This window comes from Pseudoalteromonas sp. APC 3250 (assembly GCF_030407915.1).
Taxonomy (GTDB): Bacteria; Pseudomonadota; Gammaproteobacteria; order Enterobacterales; family Alteromonadaceae; genus Pseudoalteromonas; species Pseudoalteromonas tetraodonis.
The window spans coordinates 95,336-116,617 of sequence record NZ_JASDCM010000010.1 but is presented as its reverse complement, the minus strand read 5'-3'; the positions used below and the strand labels follow the sequence as shown (position 1 = coordinate 116,617).

Sequence of the window (21,282 nt, the reverse complement as noted above, 5' to 3'; positions counted from 1 at the left end):
ATATTATTTATTATAAAAAGCGCGTTTTAATTTGTAAAAACGCGCTGATAGTCAGTAACTATTTCCCAATGCTTTTACCTTCGGGGTTTTAAATTATTTACTCACCTTGGCTTGCATCAGTATTATTGTCACCCTCTTTATTTGCTGACTGCTGATTTATTTTATCGCTTATCATGGCATCGAGTTTTTCACCGCCCTTAATACCAAAATCAAGGGTACGAATAGGAAACGGAATACTTATATCAGCGGCATCAAGTGCTTGCTTTACGGCCACAACTCCTTTGTGACGCACTGTCATAAAATCAGGCTCACCGGGGTATTTGATCCAAAACCACACTAACAAGTTTATACTGCTATCACCAAAGCCTTCGGCATAAACAGCGGTTTCATTTTTGCGGATCACAAAGTCAAATTGGTTAATTTTGTCGACGATGACCTCACTGGCTTTTTCTATGTCGTCAGCGTAAGAAATACCCACCGGCACTTCTATTCGTCTTACTCCTAAGGTGCTGTAATTACGCAGTACATTTCTAAATAGTATTTTATTAGGAACCAGTATCAACTGCCCGTAAAAGCTCTCTATTAGTGTGTTGCGCAAGTTTATTGAATGCACTGAACCAAACACATTATCGGTCTCGATAACATCACCCGCTTTGAACGGTTTACGAATACCCATAGCAATACCCGCAATTAGGTTTTCGGTCATATCTTGAAAAGCAAAACCAATGGCAAGACCAACAATACCTGCACCCGCAAGCAGTGACGTAACGGTACTTTTTAAGCCCATAAAATCAAGGGCAATAAAGACCCCCACACTCAGTACAATAACTTTAAAAATGGAGGCCATTAAGTCAGCAATTTGAGTAGAATCGAGCGAGCGACGCAATACTTTTTTCATTCCTTTGCCTGCAAGGCGGGCAATAAATGAAAATATAATCGCAATAATCACCGCGACTATAAAGTTAGGGATATGACTTATAACAACATCAAACCAACCGCCGAGCTTCTCTTCTATTAGTTTTTCGGCTTCTGTAATTGAGGGAATTGAGAGCATTTATTTTATACCTTAGTTTCTATTAATAACCTAAGGTTTGCAAAAATAGCGCCAGTATAAAAAAAGCCATGCAATGCATAGCTTTTTGGGTATGTGTTTAGCTGCAAATAGCGCTAAATTTAGCTTTGCTCTTCGCGCAAAAATACCGGTTCAAGTTCTTTAGTGGTTGCTTCTGAGCTAAAGTAATAGCCGGCCACAGTAAACTCTTTGAGTTGGCTTAATTGAGTCACTTGATTTTCAATGATGTAGCGTGCCATCATGCCGCGCGCTTTTTTAGCGTAAAAGCTAATCACTTTATATTGGCCGTTTTTACAGTCTTTAAAGTGTGGTGTAATAATGTGTGCGTTCAGCGTTTTTTTATCTACTGCTTTAAAGTATTCGTTAGAGGCTAGATTTACTAAGTATTGTGCATCTTGTGCCGCTAATACGTCGTTAAGTTTATTAGCAATAACACTGCCCCAAAACTCATATAAGTTTTTACCCCGACTATTTTCAAGTTTTGTACCCATTTCTAAGCGATAAGCCTGCATTAAATCAAGCGGCTTTAATACTCCGTATAATCCCGAAAGTATACGTAAATGGTCTTGAGCGTAATCAAGCTGCTTAGTAGTGAGGGTATTAGCATCTAACCCGCCGTATACATCGCCGTTAAAGGCAAGCACGGCCTGTTTAGCATTATCGGTAGTGAATGGTTGTGCCCACTCACTGAAACGCGCTGCGTTGAGGCCTGCGAGTTTATCGCTAATTTTCATTAAACTGCCAATTTGCGCAGGAGTTAGTTCACGGCATACTTTCATGAGCGCTTCGCTGTGCTCAAGTAATTCAGGTTGAGTGAACTTATCTGTTGCGGGTGGCGTGTCGTAATCAAGATTCTTTGCTGGTGAAATAACAGTGATCATAGTTAGCTATTGACTTGTAAATTATTTAATGTCAATTTCAACATTAAATGAAACGAAAAGCACGTTTTGTTTAAAATTATCCTACCTAAAACTCAACCGTTACCGTTTTTTTATTGATAAGGACATAAGACCTATCAAGCATTGTCACACTGTTGCAGTATAGCTATATTAAGGTAGTTTAGATTTTCTTTTAACTTGCTTGGAATGAGGAAAAGCAAATGACTAGCGCTCTACAAAGGCTTAAACAACATTCTTCTATCGTGGCCGACACGGGCGATATAGAAGCCATAAAAAAACATCAACCTGAAGATGCGACTACCAATCCATCGCTACTTTTAAAAGCGAGCGAGATTGAAGCTTACAAACCTTATCTAGATAAAGCATGGCAGTATGCAAAAGAAACAGAGCAGCAGCCTGCAAAACAGCTAGAGCTGGCTTGTGATTATTTTGCTGTATTACTTGGAAAAGAAATTAGTGAAATTGTACCGGGTTATATTTCTACCGAAGTTGATGCACGTTTATCATTTGACACCCAAGCAACAATTAATAAAGCACACACGCTATTGAGCCTTTACGAAAAAGAAGGCGTAAGCAAAGACAAAATTTTAATTAAAATAGCGTCAACATGGGAAGGTATTAAAGCGGCTGAGCAATTAGAAAAAGAAGGCACTAAGTGTAACCTTACTTTATTATTCAGCGATGCCCAAGCGCGCGCCTGTGCTGATGCAAACGTATTTTTAATCTCTCCATTTGTTGGCCGTATTTTAGATTGGCACGTGGCAAACGGTATGGAAAAACCAACCGATCCGCTTCAAGATCCGGGTGTGCAATCTGTACGTAGCATTTTTGAGTTTTACAAACGTCACGACTACAAAACCGTAGTTATGGGCGCAAGCTTTCGTAATACCGGTGAAATTATTGCACTTACAGGATGCGATAAGCTAACAATTAGCCCTAATCTTTTAGAAGATTTGGGTAATTTAGAAGGTGCTGAAGAATACTTGCTAGCAAGTGATATTACTAAAGAGCCAAAACCTGAGCCACTTAGCGAAACACAGTTCCGTTGGTTACATAACCAAGATGCCATGGCGACTGAAAAACTCGCTGAAGGTATTCGCTCATTTGCAGATGCACAGGAACAATTAGAAGCACGCTTTAAAGCGATGTAACTAACCGCTGTTTTAAGAGTTTAAAAACGTCGCTTATTGCGGCGTTTTTTTATACCTGCAATTTTATTTTAAATACTCGCCTTGCCCCCATTTAAGTGCTGTTCTCATTGATCTTCATCAAAATACCACCCATTAGTAACAGTTTCGTCACATTTATATTCTATTTTATTAATAGCTGTGGTATAGATACTGCCGAGGTTCAAAAAGTGGTCAATAGGAGATAATCAATGGATAGCCTAAACGAAATAATAGAGATATTAGAAGATTCTGATACATCGAAAAAAACCTCTCAAAAAAATAAAAAAAGAAAATGGCGCGAAATAGAAGCAATAAAAGATAAGCAACGTTTGCGCAAAGAACTACTGGAGCTTGACTATTTTGCAGATAGTGTTGCTATTGATGAGTTAGAGTTTTAACCAACATAAGCAACTAAAAAGGCTTTCATAAATGAAAGCCTTTTTTAATGCCTATTACCCTATACCTGCCAATTAATGGGCTGCGCCCCTTGCCCTATTAACAGTTCATTGGTTTTGGAAAAGTGCTGGCAACCAAAAAAGCCGCGATGCGCTGAAAGCGGCGAAGGATGAGGCCCTGCCAATACATGATGGCGCTGGCGATCAATACTTTTACCTTTTTTTTGTGCATGTGCGCCCCATAAAATAAACACCACACCTTGGCAGTGTTCATTTATATGAGCAATCACATTATCGGTAAATTGCTCCCAACCTAAGTGTTTATGGGAATGGGCTTGCCCTTGCTCTACGGTTAATACAGTATTGAGTAAAAATACACCTTGCTCTGCCCAGCCTTGTAAATAGCCGTGTTCTGGCGTGGTAAAGCCATTAATATCAGTTACTAACTCTTTATAAATGTTTTTAAGCGAAGGCGGGAGCTTTTTAACCTCAGGCAATACTGAAAAACACAAACCATGCGCTTGCCCTTCTCCATGGTAAGGGTCTTGACCTAATATAACCACTTTAATGTCGCTAAGTGGAGTTGCATCAAATGCGCTAAACACCTGTGATTTTGGCGGATATACAGCAGTGCCTTCGGCTCGTTTATTCGCAATATATTCAAGGGTTTGCTGCATATATGTTTGGCTAAGTTCATGGTTTAAAAAAGATGACCAGTTGCTCATAATTGACTCTTAATAAATTCTCTAGATATATCTACTTTGTCACACATCTGCGCTAATCCATCCAACATTCTGGGGGTAAACCGATGTAATAAATCAGCATTGACACTAATAAACTGCTCATACTTTACCGCAGGAATTTCAGGCCACTGCTGCCAATTTACCGTAGGCATTACCCTTTTTGATTTTTCATCGGGAATAATAATAACTTGTGGCTTAGTAACTATCACGTTTTCGATGCTAATTTGTGGGTAATCTGTGTCGCTGTTTGCAAATACATTGGTTACTTGGCACGTTTCGATTAACTGATTGATCCATGTATTTTTTGATACAGTCATCATAGGCTCAGGCCACAACTGATAAAACCCAGTAAGCGTGGTTTTATCTTTCTGTGTAACTTTAATTGCGTTGAGTTTGGCCGTAAATGTCTCGGCTACTTGTTTACTTTGCTCAATATGACCCGTTAATTGACCTAGTTTTAGTATTTCCGAAGCAACCCCTTCAATAAAGCGCGGATCACTTAAATATAATTCAATTCCTAAACGCTTTATTTTTGCTAAATCTTCAGCCTGATTACCACTTTTCCACGCAATCACCATGTCAGGTTTTAGCATGAGTAACTTTTCAATAGAAATGCCATTGTAGCCACCAATACGCTCAATTTTAGTCGCCTCTTGCGGGTAATCTGCGTAATCCAACGTGCCCACTATTAAATCACCCGCCCCAATAGCATATAAATTTTCAACTATGTGTGGTGCTAAAGCCACTATACGAAGCGGCTTGTCAGCTAGGGCTTGAGGTACATTAACAGCAAACAATAACAGCCCAAAAACAATACGCTTGAACATTAGTAATCAAAGCCTTTCAATGCTTTTACGCCCGACTCAAACGCATGTTTTACATTACGTACTTCACTTACCGTATCGGCAAGCTCTATTAAGGTGCGATGCGCAGCACGACCAGTAATAATTACCGATTGCATAGGCGGTCTATTATTTACAGCAACAACCACTTCTTCAAGGTCGATATAACCATAGGTCACCATATAGGTGAGTTCATCGAGTAGTACCACATCGATACTGCTGTCGCTTAGCATCCGCTTTGACTCTTGCCATGTTGCTTGCGCTGCCGCGGTATCGGCCTCTTTATTTTGCGTATCCCACGTAAACCCGGTGTTCATAACAGCAAATTCAACCCCAGCACCTTGCAGTAAATTACGCTCACCACACTCCCATGTGCCTTTAATAAACTGACATACCGCAGCTTTTTTACCGTGCCCAACACAGCGTGCAACCACGCCAAAACCAGAAGTCGATTTGCCTTTACCGTTACCAGTAATAACCTGAAAAATGCCTTTTTCTCGTTGCGCTGCGGCTACTCGCGCGTCAACCTGTTCTTTTACTTTTTGTTGACGCTGTTGGTGCTTGTCGTTAGTTGATTCAGTCATTGTTATGTCCTTGATAAATTTTAATAATTTGTTCAATATTTAAATGCGCTTTACACATATCAGCTAAGCGTTCTAACTGGCGTTCACGATGCTCATTTATACTAATCGCACTAATTGCACTTTCTGGTTTCACCCACTTTAACAGCTGTTCTGTGGCTGCAGGGCTGTCAAACAAGCCATGTAAATATGTACCAGCAATGGCATTATCGTCACTCAAAAAACCATCGGTTTTAAAGTCATTGGGGTGTTTATTAAAGCGAATAAGTGGTTTGTTGAGCGCTTGACCTTTACTGATCCCAGCATGTATTTCGTAACCCTGACAAGCAACCTGCTGCTGGTTTAAATTGAGTATTGCATTTACTTGGCTTAGCACTTTTTGCCCACCCAATAGCGTATCAAAATCGCTAAGCGCTAAACCCGTCACTTGCCCCAACGATGACTCCACCCCATTTGGATCACTGATAGTATTACCTAGCATTTGCATACCGCCGCAAATACCCAATACTTTGCCACCATAACGTAGATGGCGCTTAATTTGCTGATCCCAGCCTTCATTTTTTAAAAACGCGAGATCGCTGAGTACATTTTTACTGCCAGGTACAATAATTAAATCAACAGCAGGAATTGCTTGTGTATGGCGCACATAGGTTATATTTATATTCGGGTGTAATCGCAGAGCATCAAAATCGGTATGGTTACTAATATGTGGCACTAACAGTACAGCAATATTTATACTGGCATCGGTCACATTATTATCTATGGCCACAGCATCTTCTGCATCAAGTGCTAAATCGTGCAAGTAAGGTAATACCCCTAATACAGGTTTACCGGTGTACTCCTCGAGCCAATCTAGCCCACCTTGTAATAAACTAATATCACCACGAAAACGGTTAATCACAAAGCCTTTTACCCGTGCTTGCTCAGACTCGCTTAATAACGCCAAAGTCCCGACTAAGTGCGCAAATACTCCTCCTTTATCAATATCGGCAATAATAATAACAGGGCAATCCACTTGCTCGGCGTAACCCATATTTGCAATATCGTTTGCGCGTAAATTAATTTCGGCTGGGCTGCCAGCCCCTTCTACCAGTAATAAATCAAAGCGTTTAGCTAAACGCTTATGCGAGGTTAATACTGCATCCATAGCCACTTTTTTGTAGTCATGGTAAGCATCGGCTTCCATATTGCTGATAGCTCTACCATGAATAATAACTTGTGCGCCGGTATCACTATTGGGTTTGAGTAATATAGGGTTAAAGTCGATTTCAGGTTCAACTTTTGCGGCTATGGCTTGTAATGCTTGGGCTCTGCCAATTTCGCCACCATCGTGCGTTACGGCACTATTGAGCGCCATATTTTGTGGTTTAAACGGTGCAACATTAACCCCTTGGTTAGCAAACACTCTGCAAAGTGCTGCCACTAAGGTGCTTTTACCCGCATCGGAGGTGGTACCTTGTACCATTAATGTTTTCATTATTTACCCATCAGCTGGCGCTTACGAAAATACAAGATACTTAAAAAGAATAGACTACCAATGGCCGCCGTGATCACCCCTATTGGCAGCTCTTGGTTAGCGAGTAATGAACGTGCCAGTACATCGACCCATACCATAAATATACCCCCGACTAATCCGGTCATTAACAATCCAACACTACTGCCTTGAGAGATAAAAAAGCGCACTATGTGCGGCACCATTAAGCCAACAAAGCCAATTCCGCCACACATAGCAACCAACACGGCTGTGATCAATGAGCTTAAAATAAGCATTAAAACTCGAAAGCGATGCACCCGAACACCAAGCGTTGTTGCGCTTTCATCACCTAACAACATAGCATTAAGTTGACGTCTAAAACCTAACATAATGACTGTACATGTAATGATGACCAAGGCAGGTAATAACAGTGACGGCCATTGCGCCCTAGCAAAACTTCCCAAAGTCCAAAATAAAATAGCCGCGACGGCCTGCGGATCGCTCCAATAAAGTAACAAACTGGTAAAGGCGCTAAATAAAAATGATAAGGCCACCCCAGCCAATAACATCGACTCAACTTGGGCGTTGCGTTGACTGCCAGCAATTAAAATTAATAACCCCATTGCTACTAAACTGCCAATTAAGGCTGCTGCTGATAGCGCAATGCCTGCGCCTATTCCAACAAAAGCCATTAATACTACGACTCCTAATGATGCTCCCGACGAAATACCAAACAAATAAGGGTCAGCCAATGGATTACGAGTAACTGTTTGTAATATCAATCCAGCAATCGCTAAACCGCTGCCGGCCAAAAAAGCCAGTAACGTACGTGGCATTCTTAATTCAATAATAATGCGGCTGGTAAATGAGGCCTCGCTTGAAAAAGTTAAGCTATGGTATACATCTGCGAGCGAGGTAGGGGCAGCACCAAAGCTCAATGCCACAAATAAACTAAATACAGCGCATAACAGTGCAATAATTAACGCCACACCATGGTTAGACATAATCGTCATGTTATTGGTATCCATAATAATAGGTAATATGGGGAATAGACTCACCATTGGACGCCGTTTGAGGGTGAGTACTAACTTGCGCGCAAACACCAAAAACCTCATCAAGCATTTGCTCGGTAATCACCTTATTAGGCTTTCCCGCGCTAGCGATTTCTCCGTTTTTAATAACCACTAACTCATCGCACATAGCTGCCGCTAAATTTAAATCATGAAATGAAGCAAACACACTAATGCCCAAAGATTTAGCCAGCTCCATTAATTGAATTTGATATTTAACGTCAAGGTGGCTTGTGGGTTCATCCATAATGAGTAGCTGTGGTTGCTGCACAATCGCTCTGGCAATAAGCGCTCGTTGCTTTTCACCGCCAGATAGTGAGTCAAATGACTGATTGCAATGAGATTCAAGCCCAACACGACTAATAGCCTGCGCTATTTTTTGTTTATCTGCTTGGGTGGTCGAGCTAAATAGCGTTTTATGCGGAGTAAGCCCTAAAGCTACAACATCGAATAACGAGAGATTAAATTGCGACGGTGTTTCTTGTAGCACTACCGCAACTTGCTTGGCATAGTCTTCGCTTTTTAGCTGCCAAATATCGGTATCGTTAAATTTAATGTCGCCTGCTGATGGCTGATTAAATCGATATAAGCACCGCAGTAAACTCGACTTTCCTGCCCCATTAGGGCCAATTAAACCAATAAATTTACCACGCTCAATGCTTACATTAATGTGCTTAAGAATTAATGTATTGTCCACTCGCCAAGAAACGTTGTTAACGGTTAAAAGCGGTAAGTTTAAAGAGGTGTGAGTGTGCAAAAAATTATCCTAGGCAGGGAAACACCCACACTCAGTACTAATATGTACCAAAAAGAAAATGAGTTAACCCGCTCGTTATATGAAGTTTTAAGGCATTTGTATTTGACTTACAGTAAAACTGATCACAATTACGGGAATAGTTGAGGAGTCCCACCTCATTCCAAATGCTTGGCTATTATGCGCAGATACGTAAATAATTTAAAGCAAAAAAACCGCACTCAACTGAGTGCGGTTAAAAGGGAGTGTTTTAACTAAGGTTTAGTTAAAACTTATATTCCATACCTAAACCTAGGTAATCTTGGTCAACGTTGTTGTCCATATCAAAGCTTGAGTAAAAACCAAATATTTTAAGGTTTTTGTTTAGCTTATGGTCAACACCTACCGATATCGCGCTTTTATCATCGCTGTCATCAAAATCCATTGTTTGGTATTGCATTTTGAAAGTGTTGCTACCCATAAGGTAAGCTGCATTCACTAAGTAACCGTCAGCCTCAGCGCTGCCATCTACTTTTTCTTGTGTTTGGTACATAGCGCCAACTCTAAAATCTTCAATTTTACCTTGAACTGTTGCACGCACTACATCGTAACCATTGACTTCGCTATCAGCAGCAATGGCAGCATATACTGCGCTCTTTTTAAGTGCTGAGTCACCGTAGGTCACTGCCATTGAATAACCGTTATCTGCATCTACATCGTCTTCGGCAATAAATGTAGCAAGTACTTTAAAGCCTTCGTAGCTTTTAGATGTATAAGTGATCGAATCACCTAAGCGGTTTTCACCTTTAAAAACATTTTTAATATCGCCTTCAAGGTCATTAAATAAATCTAACTTACCTTGTGATTGTTTAAGCGCTGTATCGTTACGACCCACAACAACTTGACCATAGGCACCTTTTAAACCTACATACTGGTTACGTGCAGAAATATTGTCGTCATTATCACCTTTCGAGTCAGCATCAGATACATCAACTTGAAACTCAAACTTATAAACCGCTTCTAAACCGTCTGAAATTTTTTCAGACCCTTTAAGTCCGAAACGAGATGCATTACTTTTAATTTCAGTAAAAGACCCTTCACCATCGTCAGATGATTGAACGGTTACATTTGCTTTACCGTAAATATCTACCTCTGCAAGTGCATTAAAAGATAAACCACTAAGTAGGGCTAAGCATAAGCTCGATTTTGCAAATTTCATGTTATTTCCTCGATAACCACAATAGACTAATTTTTAAAACAGCAGCAGTGTGTCACCACTAAATGACAAAAATATTACAAAGGACACATTTTTGTCTTTTTAAGTTAATAAAACTGCATTAAATCTGAAATCAAAATAACATGTAAAATAAACTGCCTACCGACTACTTACTTTGTTTCAATAAACTCGGTGTCATTTGCGTTAACAAATTAACCAAGGTTTCTATCAGCTCTTTCTGTTCGTTATCTCTATGATAAGCAACAAATACATCTCTTGAGGTATTTTCTACCCCTTTTACATGAAAAAGTTCGCCTTTTTCTAAATGATCTTTAACTAATGCCTGTGGAATAAACGCACTGCCGCCACATTGCAGTATTAAATCAAGCGCAATACGCCCTGTACTGGTTCTAAAATAAGGCGGTGTTTTACCGGTAAACTGACGCGCATGCCAAAGAGAAAACGCGGTTCCCCAATCAACATACACATATTGATTATCAAAAAAGTTATCACTGGTTGCCGTATCGTAACCACTCACCGGAATAATAGGCAGTTCACAAATACGTTCAACCACAAGCTCATCAACTTTAGGGGGATCAAACAAAATGGCTAAATCAAGTGTGCGCTCCAACAATAAGCGAGTACTTTCTTGTTGCGCCTTCACTTCTGCCACCAGCGATACACCAGGCATAGCCGATACAATATTTGTAATACCAAACTGTAAAAATGCATCCCAAATATTAGGCGTACCTGCTAAACTAATTTGCTTATGCATATTATCTGCAAGTGCAACATCCACTTTGGCTCTTTGCATCCCGGTAATAATCATTTGCGCATGCGGTAACAAACGCTCACCTGGGGCGGTGAGTTGAATATTATTACGCTGACGAATAAATAAATTTACGCCTAAGCCCTGCTCTAATTGGCGAATTCTAAAACTCACCGCAGACTGCGTTATGTATAGGTTTTCTGCCGCTTTACCAAAATGGCGAGTACGCACCACTTCAACAAATGTTTTTAATAAATCTATGTCCAATTTTTTATCCTCACGATAAAAATTTTTTGTTTAAAAAAATAGCGATTATGTCTCATACTCCAGCTAATAATTGGTATGAGGGTACAGCTATGAGCAATGATATTTCACTACTTCGTCAAGCATTCGTAAGTCAACGTCAATTTTATGATGACCAAAACTTTCCACGCGGATTTAGCCGCAGCGGACACTTTACCCTGTTAGAGGCAAGTATTTTAGAACAGCATGGTGTTGTTTTAAAAAGCCTGTATAACAAAACAGTTGAGCCACAAAACGAACATCAGCAACAATTTGTAAATGCTGTCAGTGGCATAATAGAGCCAAGTAACCCAATTGAGCGAGCATGGGTTAAATATTTAAAGTTAACAACCTGCAAAACAAAATTCCATACATTATTTGGACGCTCAAAAATTTCAGGGCCAACACCAATAAGCCAAGATTATTATTCTGAGGCAGACAATCTATAAGTCACTACAATAGTTGCTTTTTGGCGTTTTAGCAGTTACAACTTGTATAAGCAAACACTTTTGCAAAATTTAAACAAGGCTGTTACGTGACGCACAGAATACTTATTGTTGAAGACACTCCGACTATTGCGCGAGTGCAAAAGCATATCGCGCAAAAAGTCGGCTACGAGGTTGATATTGCTCAATCCTTGGCTGAGACTAAAGAGCTTATAAGTAAGCACCATTATTTTTGCGCAGTGGTCGACTTCATATTACCTGACGCGCCACAAGGTGAAGCGGTTCCATGCACCATTGCAGCAGATATTCCTACCATAGTGATGACAGGCAATATCGATAAGCATACCCGTGACACCGTTGAAAAATACCCCATTATTGATTACATCATCAAAGGCAATAAACAAGCCTACGAGTATTTAGAAAAGCAGCTTTACCGCCTGCCCCGTAATAAGCATGTAAAAGTATTGGTTGTTGATGACTCTGCGTCAACACGCCAATACATATGTAGTTTATTAACACGTCACAAATATCAAATATTACAAGCAGCCGATGGTCTAGAGGCGCTTAAAGAGCTTGAAAACACCCCCGATATTTCTGTGATTATTACCGACAAAGAAATGCCTAATATGGACGGCATTGAACTGTGTAATGAAATTAGACGCATTTATAGTAATGACGAAAAAGCCATTATTGGTATTTCAGGTATCACTTCGTCTAACTTATCCACTTTATTTTTAAAAAATGGGGCAAATGACTACTTGTATAAACCATTTAATAGTGAAGAATTTTACTGCCGGTTAAGTCAAAACGTCGATATGTTAGAGCTCATAGCCACCATAAAACGACAAGCTAATACAGATTACTTAACTAAACTCCCTAATCGTCGTTACTTTTTTGAAGAGGCCAATAAGTCATTAAAGCAGTTTAAAAAAGCAAAAGCACCAGCCATGTTAGCTATGCTTGATATTGACCATTTTAAAGCTATTAATGATACCTATGGCCATGATGCCGGAGATGAAGTGCTTAAAGGGCTGGCGGTATGCTTTAATAAATATTTTGAAAACCAATTGGTTGCCCGTTTAGGCGGAGAAGAATTTGCGGTATTTTTTACTGAACTGACCGAACAAGAAGCGCTAAAACGACTAGAAAGCTTTCGATTATTTATTGAGCTTAATAGCCATGAGTTTAGCCAAGCACAAATCAAGTTTACGCTGTCGATAGGCTTCAGCCACAGTGAAACCTATCAAATTGACGAACTATTAAAGCAAGCCGACTTAAAGCTCTACAAAGCTAAAGAGTCGGGGCGTAATAAAGTGGTTTAGTTTAACTAAACCACACCTGAGGCGACAATGGCTGCTTTTCTGCGTTTACGCGACTGATGGTATGAATCCCAACTAAAAATAGCCAGTGCACTCCAAATACACGCAAAGGTAATTACACGCTCAGCATCAAACACTTCACCATAAAACACCACTGCTAAAATAAACATTAAGCTAGGCCCTATGTACTGAAAAAACCCAAGCGTTGTGTATTGCAATCGCTTAGCCGCGCCGGTAAAACACAGCAATGGTAGCGTAGTCACTATACCTGCACTTACTAATAGCGCATTAGTTAGCCAATCATTCGCTGGTAAATTAGACGTTTCAGTCGGCACCATTAACCACCAATAGGTCAGTGCCACCGGTAATAATATTAATGCCTCAATTAAAATCCCAGGCAGGGCATCAACCTGTAGTTTTTTACGTAATAGGCCATATAACGCAAAAGAAGTCGCTAACGAAAATGCCACAATCGGAAATGAACCAAAACTAATTAACTGTAATAAAACACCTGTAAAAGCCAAGGCAACAGCAGCTCCTTGCAACTTACGTAACCGCTCGTTTAAAAACACCATACCAAGTAATACATTTAACAAAGGATTGATATAGTAGCCTAAGCTGGCATCTAGCATGTGGTTGTTATTAATAGCCCATATAAACAGCCCCCAGTTAAACCCCAATAAGGTCGAGGTAACAACTAGCATCAGAATTAATTTAGGTTGGATTAAAATGCGTTTAATTTTATCCCAGTAGTTGAGCACACTCACCACTAAAATAAGAAACATCACTGACCAAATAACACGATGCATTAAAATTTCAAATGCTGATACATGTTGGATCATCTTAAAATAAATGGGTGCTAGGCCCCACATAAAAAAGGCGAGGCAGGCAAAAATGGCGCCCTTTCGCTGCTCGGTATCAATCGACATAGTAACCACTTGATGATTTAAAAGGCCGTAAGTTTACCCCCCTCTCACTTTTTAGCCAACTAAATACGTGCCCGTTCCAAAAGCAATTTGTACTGACTGCTCATTGTGTAACTCCATTCGGCACACACATACTTTATTTCCTGAGCGAATAAGTGTGGCGCTGGCAATAAATACCTCCCCTTTACCTGGGCGTAAATAATCAGTACGTAAATCTATGGTGCCCAGTGTTGCTAACTTTTTATGCACACTGGGTAAGTCGGCATCGTCTAGTTTTCCTATTACACTTGCTGCAGCAAGCATTCCGCCTACATTGTCGAGCACCGCAGAAATCACTCCACCGTGAAGAATCTTTTGCGCCGGATTACCAATTAATACGTCTTGCCAAGGAAATGATATTTTAGCTTGTTCAGTACTAAGTGACTCTACTGCTATTTTTAAAAACTGGTTAAAGGGCATGTTATTAACAAACAGCGCCCCTACTTGATCGATCAACATTTCTTTATTCATTATTATTCTCTATGTTTTTAGTGGTACGATGAGTAAAGCACAGCTTGAGGCTATTGTAACCCCCTGCAGATTTTAGTTTATCACTACAGATGTGTGTACCAAGTAATGAAAGCTAAAGACATCCTGATAAAAAACCACTAAAATAGCACCGATGAATACACTAACTCCTTCTCCTAATACGCTTGTGCGTAAACCCGAAACTGTACTCAAACAAGTGTTTGGTTACAGTGAATTTCGCGACGGTCAAAGTGCAGTAATTGATGCCGCCATAAATGGCCAAGATTCATTAGTATTACTGCCCACCGGTGGTGGTAAATCGGTGTGTTACCAAATACCCGCGTTGGTATTAGAGGGAGTCACCATTGTTATTTCTCCGCTGATCTCTTTAATGCAAGATCAAGTCACCCAGTTACAAGCACTGGGAGTTAAGGCCGCTTATGTCAATAACAGCCTAGCTCGCGAAGAACAACAATTAGTGTATCAGCAACTGCATCAAGGGCTGATAAAGCTACTTTATGTAGCTCCTGAAAAAGTGCTACAACGCGATTTTTTAGAACGGCTCTCTCATTTGAATGTTAGCTTGTTTGCTATTGATGAAGCACACTGTGTTTCTCATTGGGGTCACGATTTTAGACCGCATTATTTTCGTTTAAATGAGCTTAAACAACGCTTTGCACATGTGCCTATGATGGCACTCACTGCCACTGCCGATAAAGCGACTCGCTTTGATATTGTTGAGCAACTCAAGCTACAACAGCCCTACATTCATACCGGCAGTTTTGATCGCCCTAATATTCGTTACACCATAGAAGAAAAATTTAAACCTATGGTGCAATTACTGCGTTATTTAAAAGAGCAAAAAAATCAAAGTGGTATTATTTATTGCACCAGTCGTAAACGTGTTGATGATATAGCTGAAAAGCTTGCTGATGCAGGCCTTAATGCTGCCGCTTACCATGCGGGAATGAGTAACGAGCAACGTCAGTTTGTGCAAACCGGATTTGCCCGTGACGATATTCAAATTGTGGTTGCCACGGTTGCCTTTGGTATGGGAATTAACAAGCCTAACGTACGCTTTGTTCTGCATTACGACATTCCAAAAAGTATTGAAGCTTATTACCAAGAAACAGGCCGTGCTGGACGAGATGGGCTGGCTGCAGAGGCCATCATGTATTTTGACCCTGCCGATATAGGCCGAGTTAGACGCTTTTTTGAAGATATTGACGATGAACAACGCCGCCGCGTAGAAGAGCAGCGCTTTAATGCCATGGCCAGCTTTGCCGAAGCACAAACGTGTCGTCGTCAAATATTATTGAACTACTTCAGTGAGTACCAACGCGAGCCCTGTGGGAACTGTGACATTTGCTTAAATCCACCTAAAAGTTTTGATGGCACATTAGTCGCACAGCAAGCGCTTTCATGTGTTTATCGCGCGCAACAACGATTTGGATTGGGTTACATTGTAGAGTTATTACGCGGCGCGAATACTAGCCGCATTCGTGATAACAATCATCATGAACTTAGTACCTATGGCATAGGTAAAGATAAAAGCAGTGAATTTTGGCTTAGTATTTTACGCCAACTTATTCATCAAGGGCTATTAAGCCAAGATATAACCCAAGGCGCTTCATTGCGTTTAACGGAAGCTGCACGCGCTATTTTAAAAGGTGAATATGCGCTGCAATTGGCCGAGCCTCGCTTACAAGCTAAACACGTTTATCAGGATAAGTTAGCGAAGTTTAATTACGATAAAAAACTATTCGCTCGCCTGCGTGCATTGCGTAAAGAGTTAGCCGATGCCGATGATGTGCCGCCTTATGTAGTATTTAACGATAAAACGCTAGCCGAAATGGCGCAGCTTATGCCCACTAACGACAGTGAATTTTTAAAAGTGTCGGGGGTTGGTTTTACTAAATTAAACAAGTATGGCGGTGAGTTTTTAACCGCAATTCGACATTACCTAGCAACGCAATAAGCCCCTTATGACCGAACTTGAATACGATCACACACATCAATGTATTATTATTAAACCGGCAGAGCTGCCGCACGATGAAGACTTTGAATTGTGGGGAACGTTATTTTTGCACAGCGATGAAATTAGCATTAATGAGTATGCCGCTGGGGCAGATCGTCATCAACTGCGTTTTAACTATGCTAACCACACATTTAATTTAAATTTTGAGCATTACAGCCAAAGTGTGTGGATTAATGGTGAAGGGCAAGATGCCGACAACCTATTGGCAGCGTTAACATTTTATTTAAGCTAAGGCCACGTCTATTTATCGCTAATACCTTATAATTGCTATAAAAAATAAACTAAATTGGCACTTTTACTTACATATTAATAACAATGATGTAAGCTAAGAGTAAGTGTTTTATTTTGCAAAATAGCGCTAAAGAGGGTAAATGCTAAATAGAAAATGGATTGCACGTAGTTGTTTTAGCCTTTCTATTTTGAGTATGTTTATGCTCAGCGTTTGCGCGCAAGAAACGCCACTAGCCCAAAGCTGCCAAAATGACGATTCATTGAAAACTTCTGCAATTAACTTGCGTCGACAAATCGAGTCTCAACCTCCACCGCTTACGATAAATAGTAACGCTAAAATTGCCTCAATTAATCTTAAACAACTTAATGTTTTTAATACCGAACTCGAAGCTGAAAACAACGCACTGTTTCGCTTTGCTAATCGTGCACATATACAAACTGAGCCTGAGGTTATTAAAAGCATTTTATTGTTTAAAGCGGGTGATACTTTTAATCAAAAAACCTTGGCCGAATCTGAGCGGCTACTGCGTAAAAAAAACTATTTATATGATGCACAAATTATTGCTGACGAAAATTGTGATGGAAATATTGATGTAACAGTAATTACTCGAGACTTATGGACTTTACTGCCCGAACTTAGCTTTAGCCGCAGTGGTGGCGAAAATAAATCAAGTATTGGTTTTCGCGAATCTAACTTATTTGGTTGGGGCAAACGGTTATCGTTTGCACGTAAAACAGACAGTGACCGAAATGGTTATTTATTTGTTTACGATGATCCTAATATCTTATCAACTCGCTACCGAGGGCGTTTAGAGTATGCCGACAACAGCGACGGCAAAAGTCATTTAGTTGAACTAACCTACCCGTTTTATGCCATCGATACGCCCTATAGTTATGGCGTCCTGAGTTACTCAACCCAACGAGAAGAAGCCTTATACATCAGAGGTGAAAAGTTTAGTGAGTTTGAACAAAAAACCGACCTAAACCAGGTGTTTTTTGGCCACTCTAAAGCCCTTAGTCATAACTGGACCCAGCGCTTGAGCCTTGGTTATATTGATGAGCAACACACTTTCAAAGCGATTGATTCTACCACTACAGCAGTGGCTGAAAACAGAAGCTTAAGTTACCCCTACATCAGCGGCCATTGGTTTGAAGATAACTTTATAAAAGTACGTAACTTTGACAGTATTTATCGTACTGAGGATTTAAATTTAGGCTGGAATATCAAAGCCACCCTGGGCTACTCCGATGAATCAATAAGTAACGACGATAGCCGCGCTGTGTACTCGTTTAATTTTAACAAAGCCCATTTTAGCACTAACCATACCCTTTGGCGTTTTCATGCAGATATTCAAGGCTATTGGAATAACAAGAAAAAACAGCTCGAAAACTTGCTCACTACTAGCCAAATTCAATATTATTTAAATACCAGTATTGATCAATCTTGGTATGTAAAAGCAAGGCTGCAATACGCAAAAAACCTCACTAATGATAAACAGCTCACCCTAGGGGGCGAAACTGGACTTCGTGGCTATCCTATGGAATTTCAACATGGGGATCGGAGTTTTTTAGTCAGTTTAGAAAAGCGCTATTACTGGGAATATGACTTACTACAGCTGTTTAAAGTGGGAGGGGCGGCCTTTTTAGATATCGGTCGAGCTTGGTATAACAGCGACTCGAACACTCAGTATCAAGTTGAGAACACCCCAGTGCTAAAAAATGTGGGCTTAGGTTTGCGCCTTGCGCCAAGTCGCGCCAATGCGGGTACCATGATCCACCTTGATATAGCCGCGCCACTAAATAAATATGATGATGTTGACTCGGTACAGTGGCTACTGAGCGTTAAAAATTCTTTTTAAATCACTACTGCGCACAAAGTTAACGCGTTACACTTTACGCCTATCATTATTGTGAGAATACGTTTTGGAATTAATCTCTCTTTTAGAGCTTGTGGGCACACAATATAAGCTAATCGTAACCGTGATTGCGCTGTTGAGCTTTCCGTTATTGTTAAAGCTCACTAAAAAGTTACTCGAAAAAGCCATTAGAGGTAAAATCGATTTACACCGAAAATACCGAGCAGAGTTACTATTAAAAATAATACTCGCCTTTGTTATGTTGTGTTTAGTGTTAGTTTTTTGGGGAATAGAGCTGCGTGGTTTACTAGTATTAGGCTCTTCCTTATTTGCCATGTTAGGTGTTGCGCTGTTTGCGGCTTGGTCATTATTGAGCAACTTAACTGCTTTTTTACTGATGTTTATTCAAAATGACTGCCGTGTAGGTTATTGGGTGAGAATTGTGGATGGAGCTAACGCCATTGAAGGGCGTATTATTGAAATGGGGCTGATGAATGTCTTACTCGAACACGTTGATGGTCACAGAGTGATTTACCCTAATAACTTATTTGTTACCCGCCCGGTGTTAGTGCTTAATACGGAGCCTAAACCAACAAAAGCGCCTAAAATTAAACGCATTATTGGCCCTAAACCGCGTAGCTAAACAACACCTATTAAAAAACCGCGTTAGCTTAAAACTAAGGCGGTTTTTTATATCTACAGATAGAGTCATACCAATTCACTTAATTGAGCAAATTGGTATTAATTATTTAGTTCAGCCGTTTTCAGCTCATCATCTAAATCATTTATCTCATCAATAAACGTTTCTAACTGCTGCTCTACCAAACTATTTGCATGCGCAAAATAAGCAATATGGAATACGGCATCGCCTTCATTTACCAGTGGCATAGTTTGCTGGCCAATAATAATACCGCTTCGAGGAGCAAGGAGTTCAAGTTCTGAATCGCCAAGCGGACTGCTAATATAAGCAAGCACTTGGCCTTTCATTACTCGCTCACCTAACGATACTTGCGCTCTCACTATGCCGTCTACTTCAGCACGCACCCAACTAGTTGAACTTGCAATCACAGGATCAGGCAGTTTTTTAGGGCGTTTACCGCGTATCATTTTTAAATGTCGCATAACATAATCAACCCCTTGCACGCCTGCAGCAATCGCAATAGGGTCAAAGCGTAGTGCTTCACCCGCCTCATAAGTAATAACAGGTATACCTAAATTAGCGGCTTCACTACGCAGCGAGCCATTACGTAATGACGCATCTATAACCGCAGGCGTACCAAAGGCTTTAGCCATTTGCGCTGTTGCTTCATCGGCTAAATTAGCGCGAATTTGCGGTAAGTTAGTACGGTGAATCGCCCCCGTATGCAAATCAATAATATGCGTACAATGCACAGCTACTTGGTTAAAAAACATATACGCCATGCGACCTGCTAATGAACCACGCTCAGACCCCGGAAAACTCCGGTTCATATCACGGCGATCGGGCAGATAACGCGATTTATGAATAAAACCAAATACATTCACAATCGGGACCGCAATTAATGTACCACGCAGCTGATTAGGGTCGATTTTAGCCAGTAACTGGCGCACAACCTCAACCCCATTTAGTTCGTCGCCGTGTATAGCCGCACACACCATCAATATAGGGCCTTCCATTACACCGTTAACCACTTCAATAGGAATATTAAGCGGTGAATGGGTGTAAAGCTTTGCAGCTTCTAGCGCGAGTGTTTTACGTTCACCTACACCAATACTTTCACCTAATAGGGTGAAAGGCCGGTTAATTTTAACCTTTGCCACGAGTTGCCGTTCCTTTACTTGCAGCATTTTTCTCGATGAAATCAATCACCATGCCCGCAATGTCTTTACCTGTTGCCACTTCAATCCCTTCAAGACCTGGCGATGAATTTACTTCCATAACCAAAGGACCACGAGATGAGCGAAGTAAGTCAACGCCAGCAACGTTTAAGCCCATTGCTTTTGCCGCTGCAACCGCTGTTTTACGCTCTTCTGGCGTAATACGCACCAGTGTAGCGCTACCACCACGGTGAAGGTTTGAGCGGAACTCACCTTCTTGTGCTTGGCGTTTCATTGCAGCAATCACTTTATCTCCGAGTACAAAACAACGAATATCCGCACCACCCGCTTCTTTAATATATTCTTGTACCATGATATTGGCTTTTAAACCCATAAACGCTTCAATAACACTTTCAGCCGCTTTACGTGTTTCAGCAAGTACCACACCAATACCTTGAGTACCCTCAAGTAGCTTAATTACGACCGGTGCGCCACCTACCATTTCGAGTAAGTCTTTTACGTCATCTGGCTTGCTAGCAAAGCCTGTTACTGGCATGCCTACGCCTTTGCGTGATAATAATTGTAGAGAACGTAATTTATCGCGCGAACGAGAAATAGCCACAGATTCATTAACCGGATAAACACCCATCATTTCAAACTGGCGTAATACAGAACAGCCATAAAAAGTAACTGATGCGCCAATACGCGGAACAATGGCATCAAAATCTTTTAGGTTTTCACCACGATAATGAATTTCAGGTTGCTCTGAGTTTATATTCATATAACAACGTAGCGCGTTAATCACTTTTACTTCATGACCACGTTGCTCAGCCGCTTCAATTAAACGACGCGTTGAATATAAATTTTTGTTGCGAGATAAAATACCAATTTTCATAGTTAAAACCTTAACTAAATTA

At 40.6% G+C, this 21,282-nt stretch carries 22 protein-coding genes; 8 read left to right on the top strand and 14 right to left on the bottom strand.

Annotated features, from left to right (window positions below):
• Positions 1 to 97 precede the first annotated feature (97 nt).
• On the bottom strand, positions 98 to 1,054 hold the full coding sequence (locus tag QL986_RS12060; RefSeq protein ID WP_138562221.1) for a mechanosensitive ion channel family protein: 957 nt from the start codon (positions 1,052 to 1,054) through the stop codon (positions 98 to 100).
• A gap of 119 nt (positions 1,055 to 1,173) precedes the next feature.
• Positions 1,174 to 1,953, bottom strand: coding sequence for a peroxide stress protein YaaA (gene yaaA, locus QL986_RS12055; protein WP_008110649.1), 780 nt, complete (start codon positions 1,951 to 1,953; stop codon positions 1,174 to 1,176).
• A gap of 218 nt (positions 1,954 to 2,171) precedes the next feature.
• Between yaaA and tal the strand changes: the two genes are divergently transcribed.
• Both tal and QL986_RS12045 read left to right on the top strand, forming a co-directional pair.
• Positions 2,172 to 3,122, top strand: a complete 951-nt coding sequence (gene tal, locus QL986_RS12050) for a transaldolase (protein WP_076922089.1) — start codon at positions 2,172 to 2,174, stop codon at positions 3,120 to 3,122.
• A 227-nt stretch (positions 3,123 to 3,349) separates the two neighbouring features.
• Positions 3,350 to 3,538: a DUF3545 family protein gene (locus QL986_RS12045; protein ID WP_013465815.1), complete on the top strand. Its 189-nt coding sequence runs from the start codon at positions 3,350 to 3,352 to the stop codon at positions 3,536 to 3,538.
• 59 nt (positions 3,539 to 3,597) lie between these two features.
• On the opposite strand, the gene ung is transcribed toward QL986_RS12045, so the two are convergent.
• From ung to QL986_RS12005, 8 genes are all read right to left on the bottom strand, one after another.
• Positions 3,598 to 4,260, bottom strand: a complete 663-nt coding sequence (gene ung, locus QL986_RS12040) for a uracil-DNA glycosylase (protein ID WP_290191582.1) — start codon at positions 4,258 to 4,260, stop codon at positions 3,598 to 3,600.
• On the bottom strand, positions 4,257 to 5,105 hold the full coding sequence (locus tag QL986_RS12035) for a cobalamin-binding protein (RefSeq protein ID WP_290191581.1): 849 nt from the start codon (positions 5,103 to 5,105) through the stop codon (positions 4,257 to 4,259). Before QL986_RS12035 ends, ung begins: the two co-directional genes overlap by 4 nt.
• A complete protein-coding gene (gene cobO / locus QL986_RS12030) occupies positions 5,105 to 5,704 on the bottom strand; it encodes a cob(I)yrinic acid a,c-diamide adenosyltransferase (RefSeq protein WP_028835663.1) in 600 nt (199 codons plus the stop codon). Before cobO ends, QL986_RS12035 begins: the two co-directional genes overlap by 1 nt.
• Positions 5,697 to 7,178 (bottom strand): cobyric acid synthase, encoded by a 1,482-nt coding sequence (locus QL986_RS12025; RefSeq protein WP_290191580.1) that lies wholly within the window; start codon positions 7,176 to 7,178, stop codon positions 5,697 to 5,699. Before QL986_RS12025 ends, cobO begins: the two co-directional genes overlap by 8 nt.
• The gene (locus tag QL986_RS12020) at positions 7,178 to 8,188 is read right to left on the bottom strand and encodes an iron ABC transporter permease (protein ID WP_290191586.1); all 1,011 of its coding nucleotides are present in this window, start codon (positions 8,186 to 8,188) and stop codon (positions 7,178 to 7,180) included. Before QL986_RS12020 ends, QL986_RS12025 begins: the two co-directional genes overlap by 1 nt.
• 1 nt (position 8,189) lies before the next feature.
• Positions 8,190 to 9,002 carry an ABC transporter ATP-binding protein gene (locus tag QL986_RS12015; protein WP_290191579.1) on the bottom strand — a complete coding sequence of 271 codons (813 nt, stop codon included), beginning with the start codon at positions 9,000 to 9,002 and terminating at the stop codon, positions 8,190 to 8,192.
• Between the two features lie 262 nt (positions 9,003 to 9,264).
• Entirely contained in the window at positions 9,265 to 10,197 is a 933-nt protein-coding gene (locus QL986_RS12010) for a porin (RefSeq protein WP_290191578.1), read from the bottom strand.
• A gap of 163 nt (positions 10,198 to 10,360) precedes the next feature.
• Complete coding sequence (locus QL986_RS12005) at positions 10,361 to 11,230, bottom strand: LysR family transcriptional regulator (protein WP_290191577.1); 870 nt, start codon at positions 11,228 to 11,230, stop codon at positions 10,361 to 10,363.
• An 89-nt stretch (positions 11,231 to 11,319) separates the two neighbouring features.
• Between QL986_RS12005 and QL986_RS12000 the strand changes: the two genes are divergently transcribed.
• Positions 11,320 to 11,694: a DUF413 domain-containing protein gene (locus QL986_RS12000; protein ID WP_008110628.1), complete on the top strand. Its 375-nt coding sequence runs from the start codon at positions 11,320 to 11,322 to the stop codon at positions 11,692 to 11,694.
• Positions 11,695 to 11,780: 86 nt separating this feature from the next.
• Positions 11,781 to 13,013: a diguanylate cyclase gene (locus tag QL986_RS11995; RefSeq protein ID WP_262976692.1), complete on the top strand. Its 1,233-nt coding sequence runs from the start codon at positions 11,781 to 11,783 to the stop codon at positions 13,011 to 13,013.
• 5 nt (positions 13,014 to 13,018) lie between these two features.
• Here QL986_RS11995 and rarD read toward each other — a convergent pair whose 3' ends face one another.
• Positions 13,019 to 13,939 (bottom strand): EamA family transporter RarD, encoded by a 921-nt coding sequence (rarD, locus tag QL986_RS11990; RefSeq protein ID WP_028835657.1) that lies wholly within the window; start codon positions 13,937 to 13,939, stop codon positions 13,019 to 13,021.
• Between the two features lie 51 nt (positions 13,940 to 13,990).
• Positions 13,991 to 14,446: a thioesterase family protein gene (locus QL986_RS11985; RefSeq protein ID WP_028835656.1), complete on the bottom strand. Its 456-nt coding sequence runs from the start codon at positions 14,444 to 14,446 to the stop codon at positions 13,991 to 13,993.
• 151 nt (positions 14,447 to 14,597) lie between these two features.
• Between QL986_RS11985 and recQ the strand changes: the two genes are divergently transcribed.
• From recQ to QL986_RS11965, 4 genes are all read left to right on the top strand, one after another.
• On the top strand, positions 14,598 to 16,421 hold the full coding sequence (gene recQ / locus QL986_RS11980; protein ID WP_290191576.1) for a DNA helicase RecQ: 1,824 nt from the start codon (positions 14,598 to 14,600) through the stop codon (positions 16,419 to 16,421).
• A 7-nt stretch (positions 16,422 to 16,428) separates the two neighbouring features.
• Positions 16,429 to 16,713: a DUF3630 family protein gene (locus QL986_RS11975; protein ID WP_290191575.1), complete on the top strand. Its 285-nt coding sequence runs from the start codon at positions 16,429 to 16,431 to the stop codon at positions 16,711 to 16,713.
• A gap of 139 nt (positions 16,714 to 16,852) precedes the next feature.
• Positions 16,853 to 18,571, top strand: a complete 1,719-nt coding sequence (locus QL986_RS11970; RefSeq protein ID WP_290191574.1) for a POTRA domain-containing protein — start codon at positions 16,853 to 16,855, stop codon at positions 18,569 to 18,571.
• Between the two features lie 64 nt (positions 18,572 to 18,635).
• Positions 18,636 to 19,211, top strand: a complete 576-nt coding sequence (locus QL986_RS11965) for a mechanosensitive ion channel domain-containing protein (RefSeq protein ID WP_024600801.1) — start codon at positions 18,636 to 18,638, stop codon at positions 19,209 to 19,211.
• Positions 19,212 to 19,309: 98 nt separating this feature from the next.
• On the opposite strand, the gene QL986_RS11960 is transcribed toward QL986_RS11965, so the two are convergent.
• Entirely contained in the window at positions 19,310 to 20,368 is a 1,059-nt protein-coding gene (locus tag QL986_RS11960) for a succinylglutamate desuccinylase/aspartoacylase family protein (RefSeq protein ID WP_262976696.1), read from the bottom strand.
• Entirely contained in the window at positions 20,355 to 21,260 is a 906-nt protein-coding gene (rimK, locus tag QL986_RS11955) for a 30S ribosomal protein S6--L-glutamate ligase (RefSeq protein ID WP_024600802.1), read from the bottom strand. The genes QL986_RS11960 and rimK overlap by 14 nt, the downstream gene beginning before the upstream one ends.
• Positions 21,261 to 21,282: the final 22 nt, after the last annotated feature.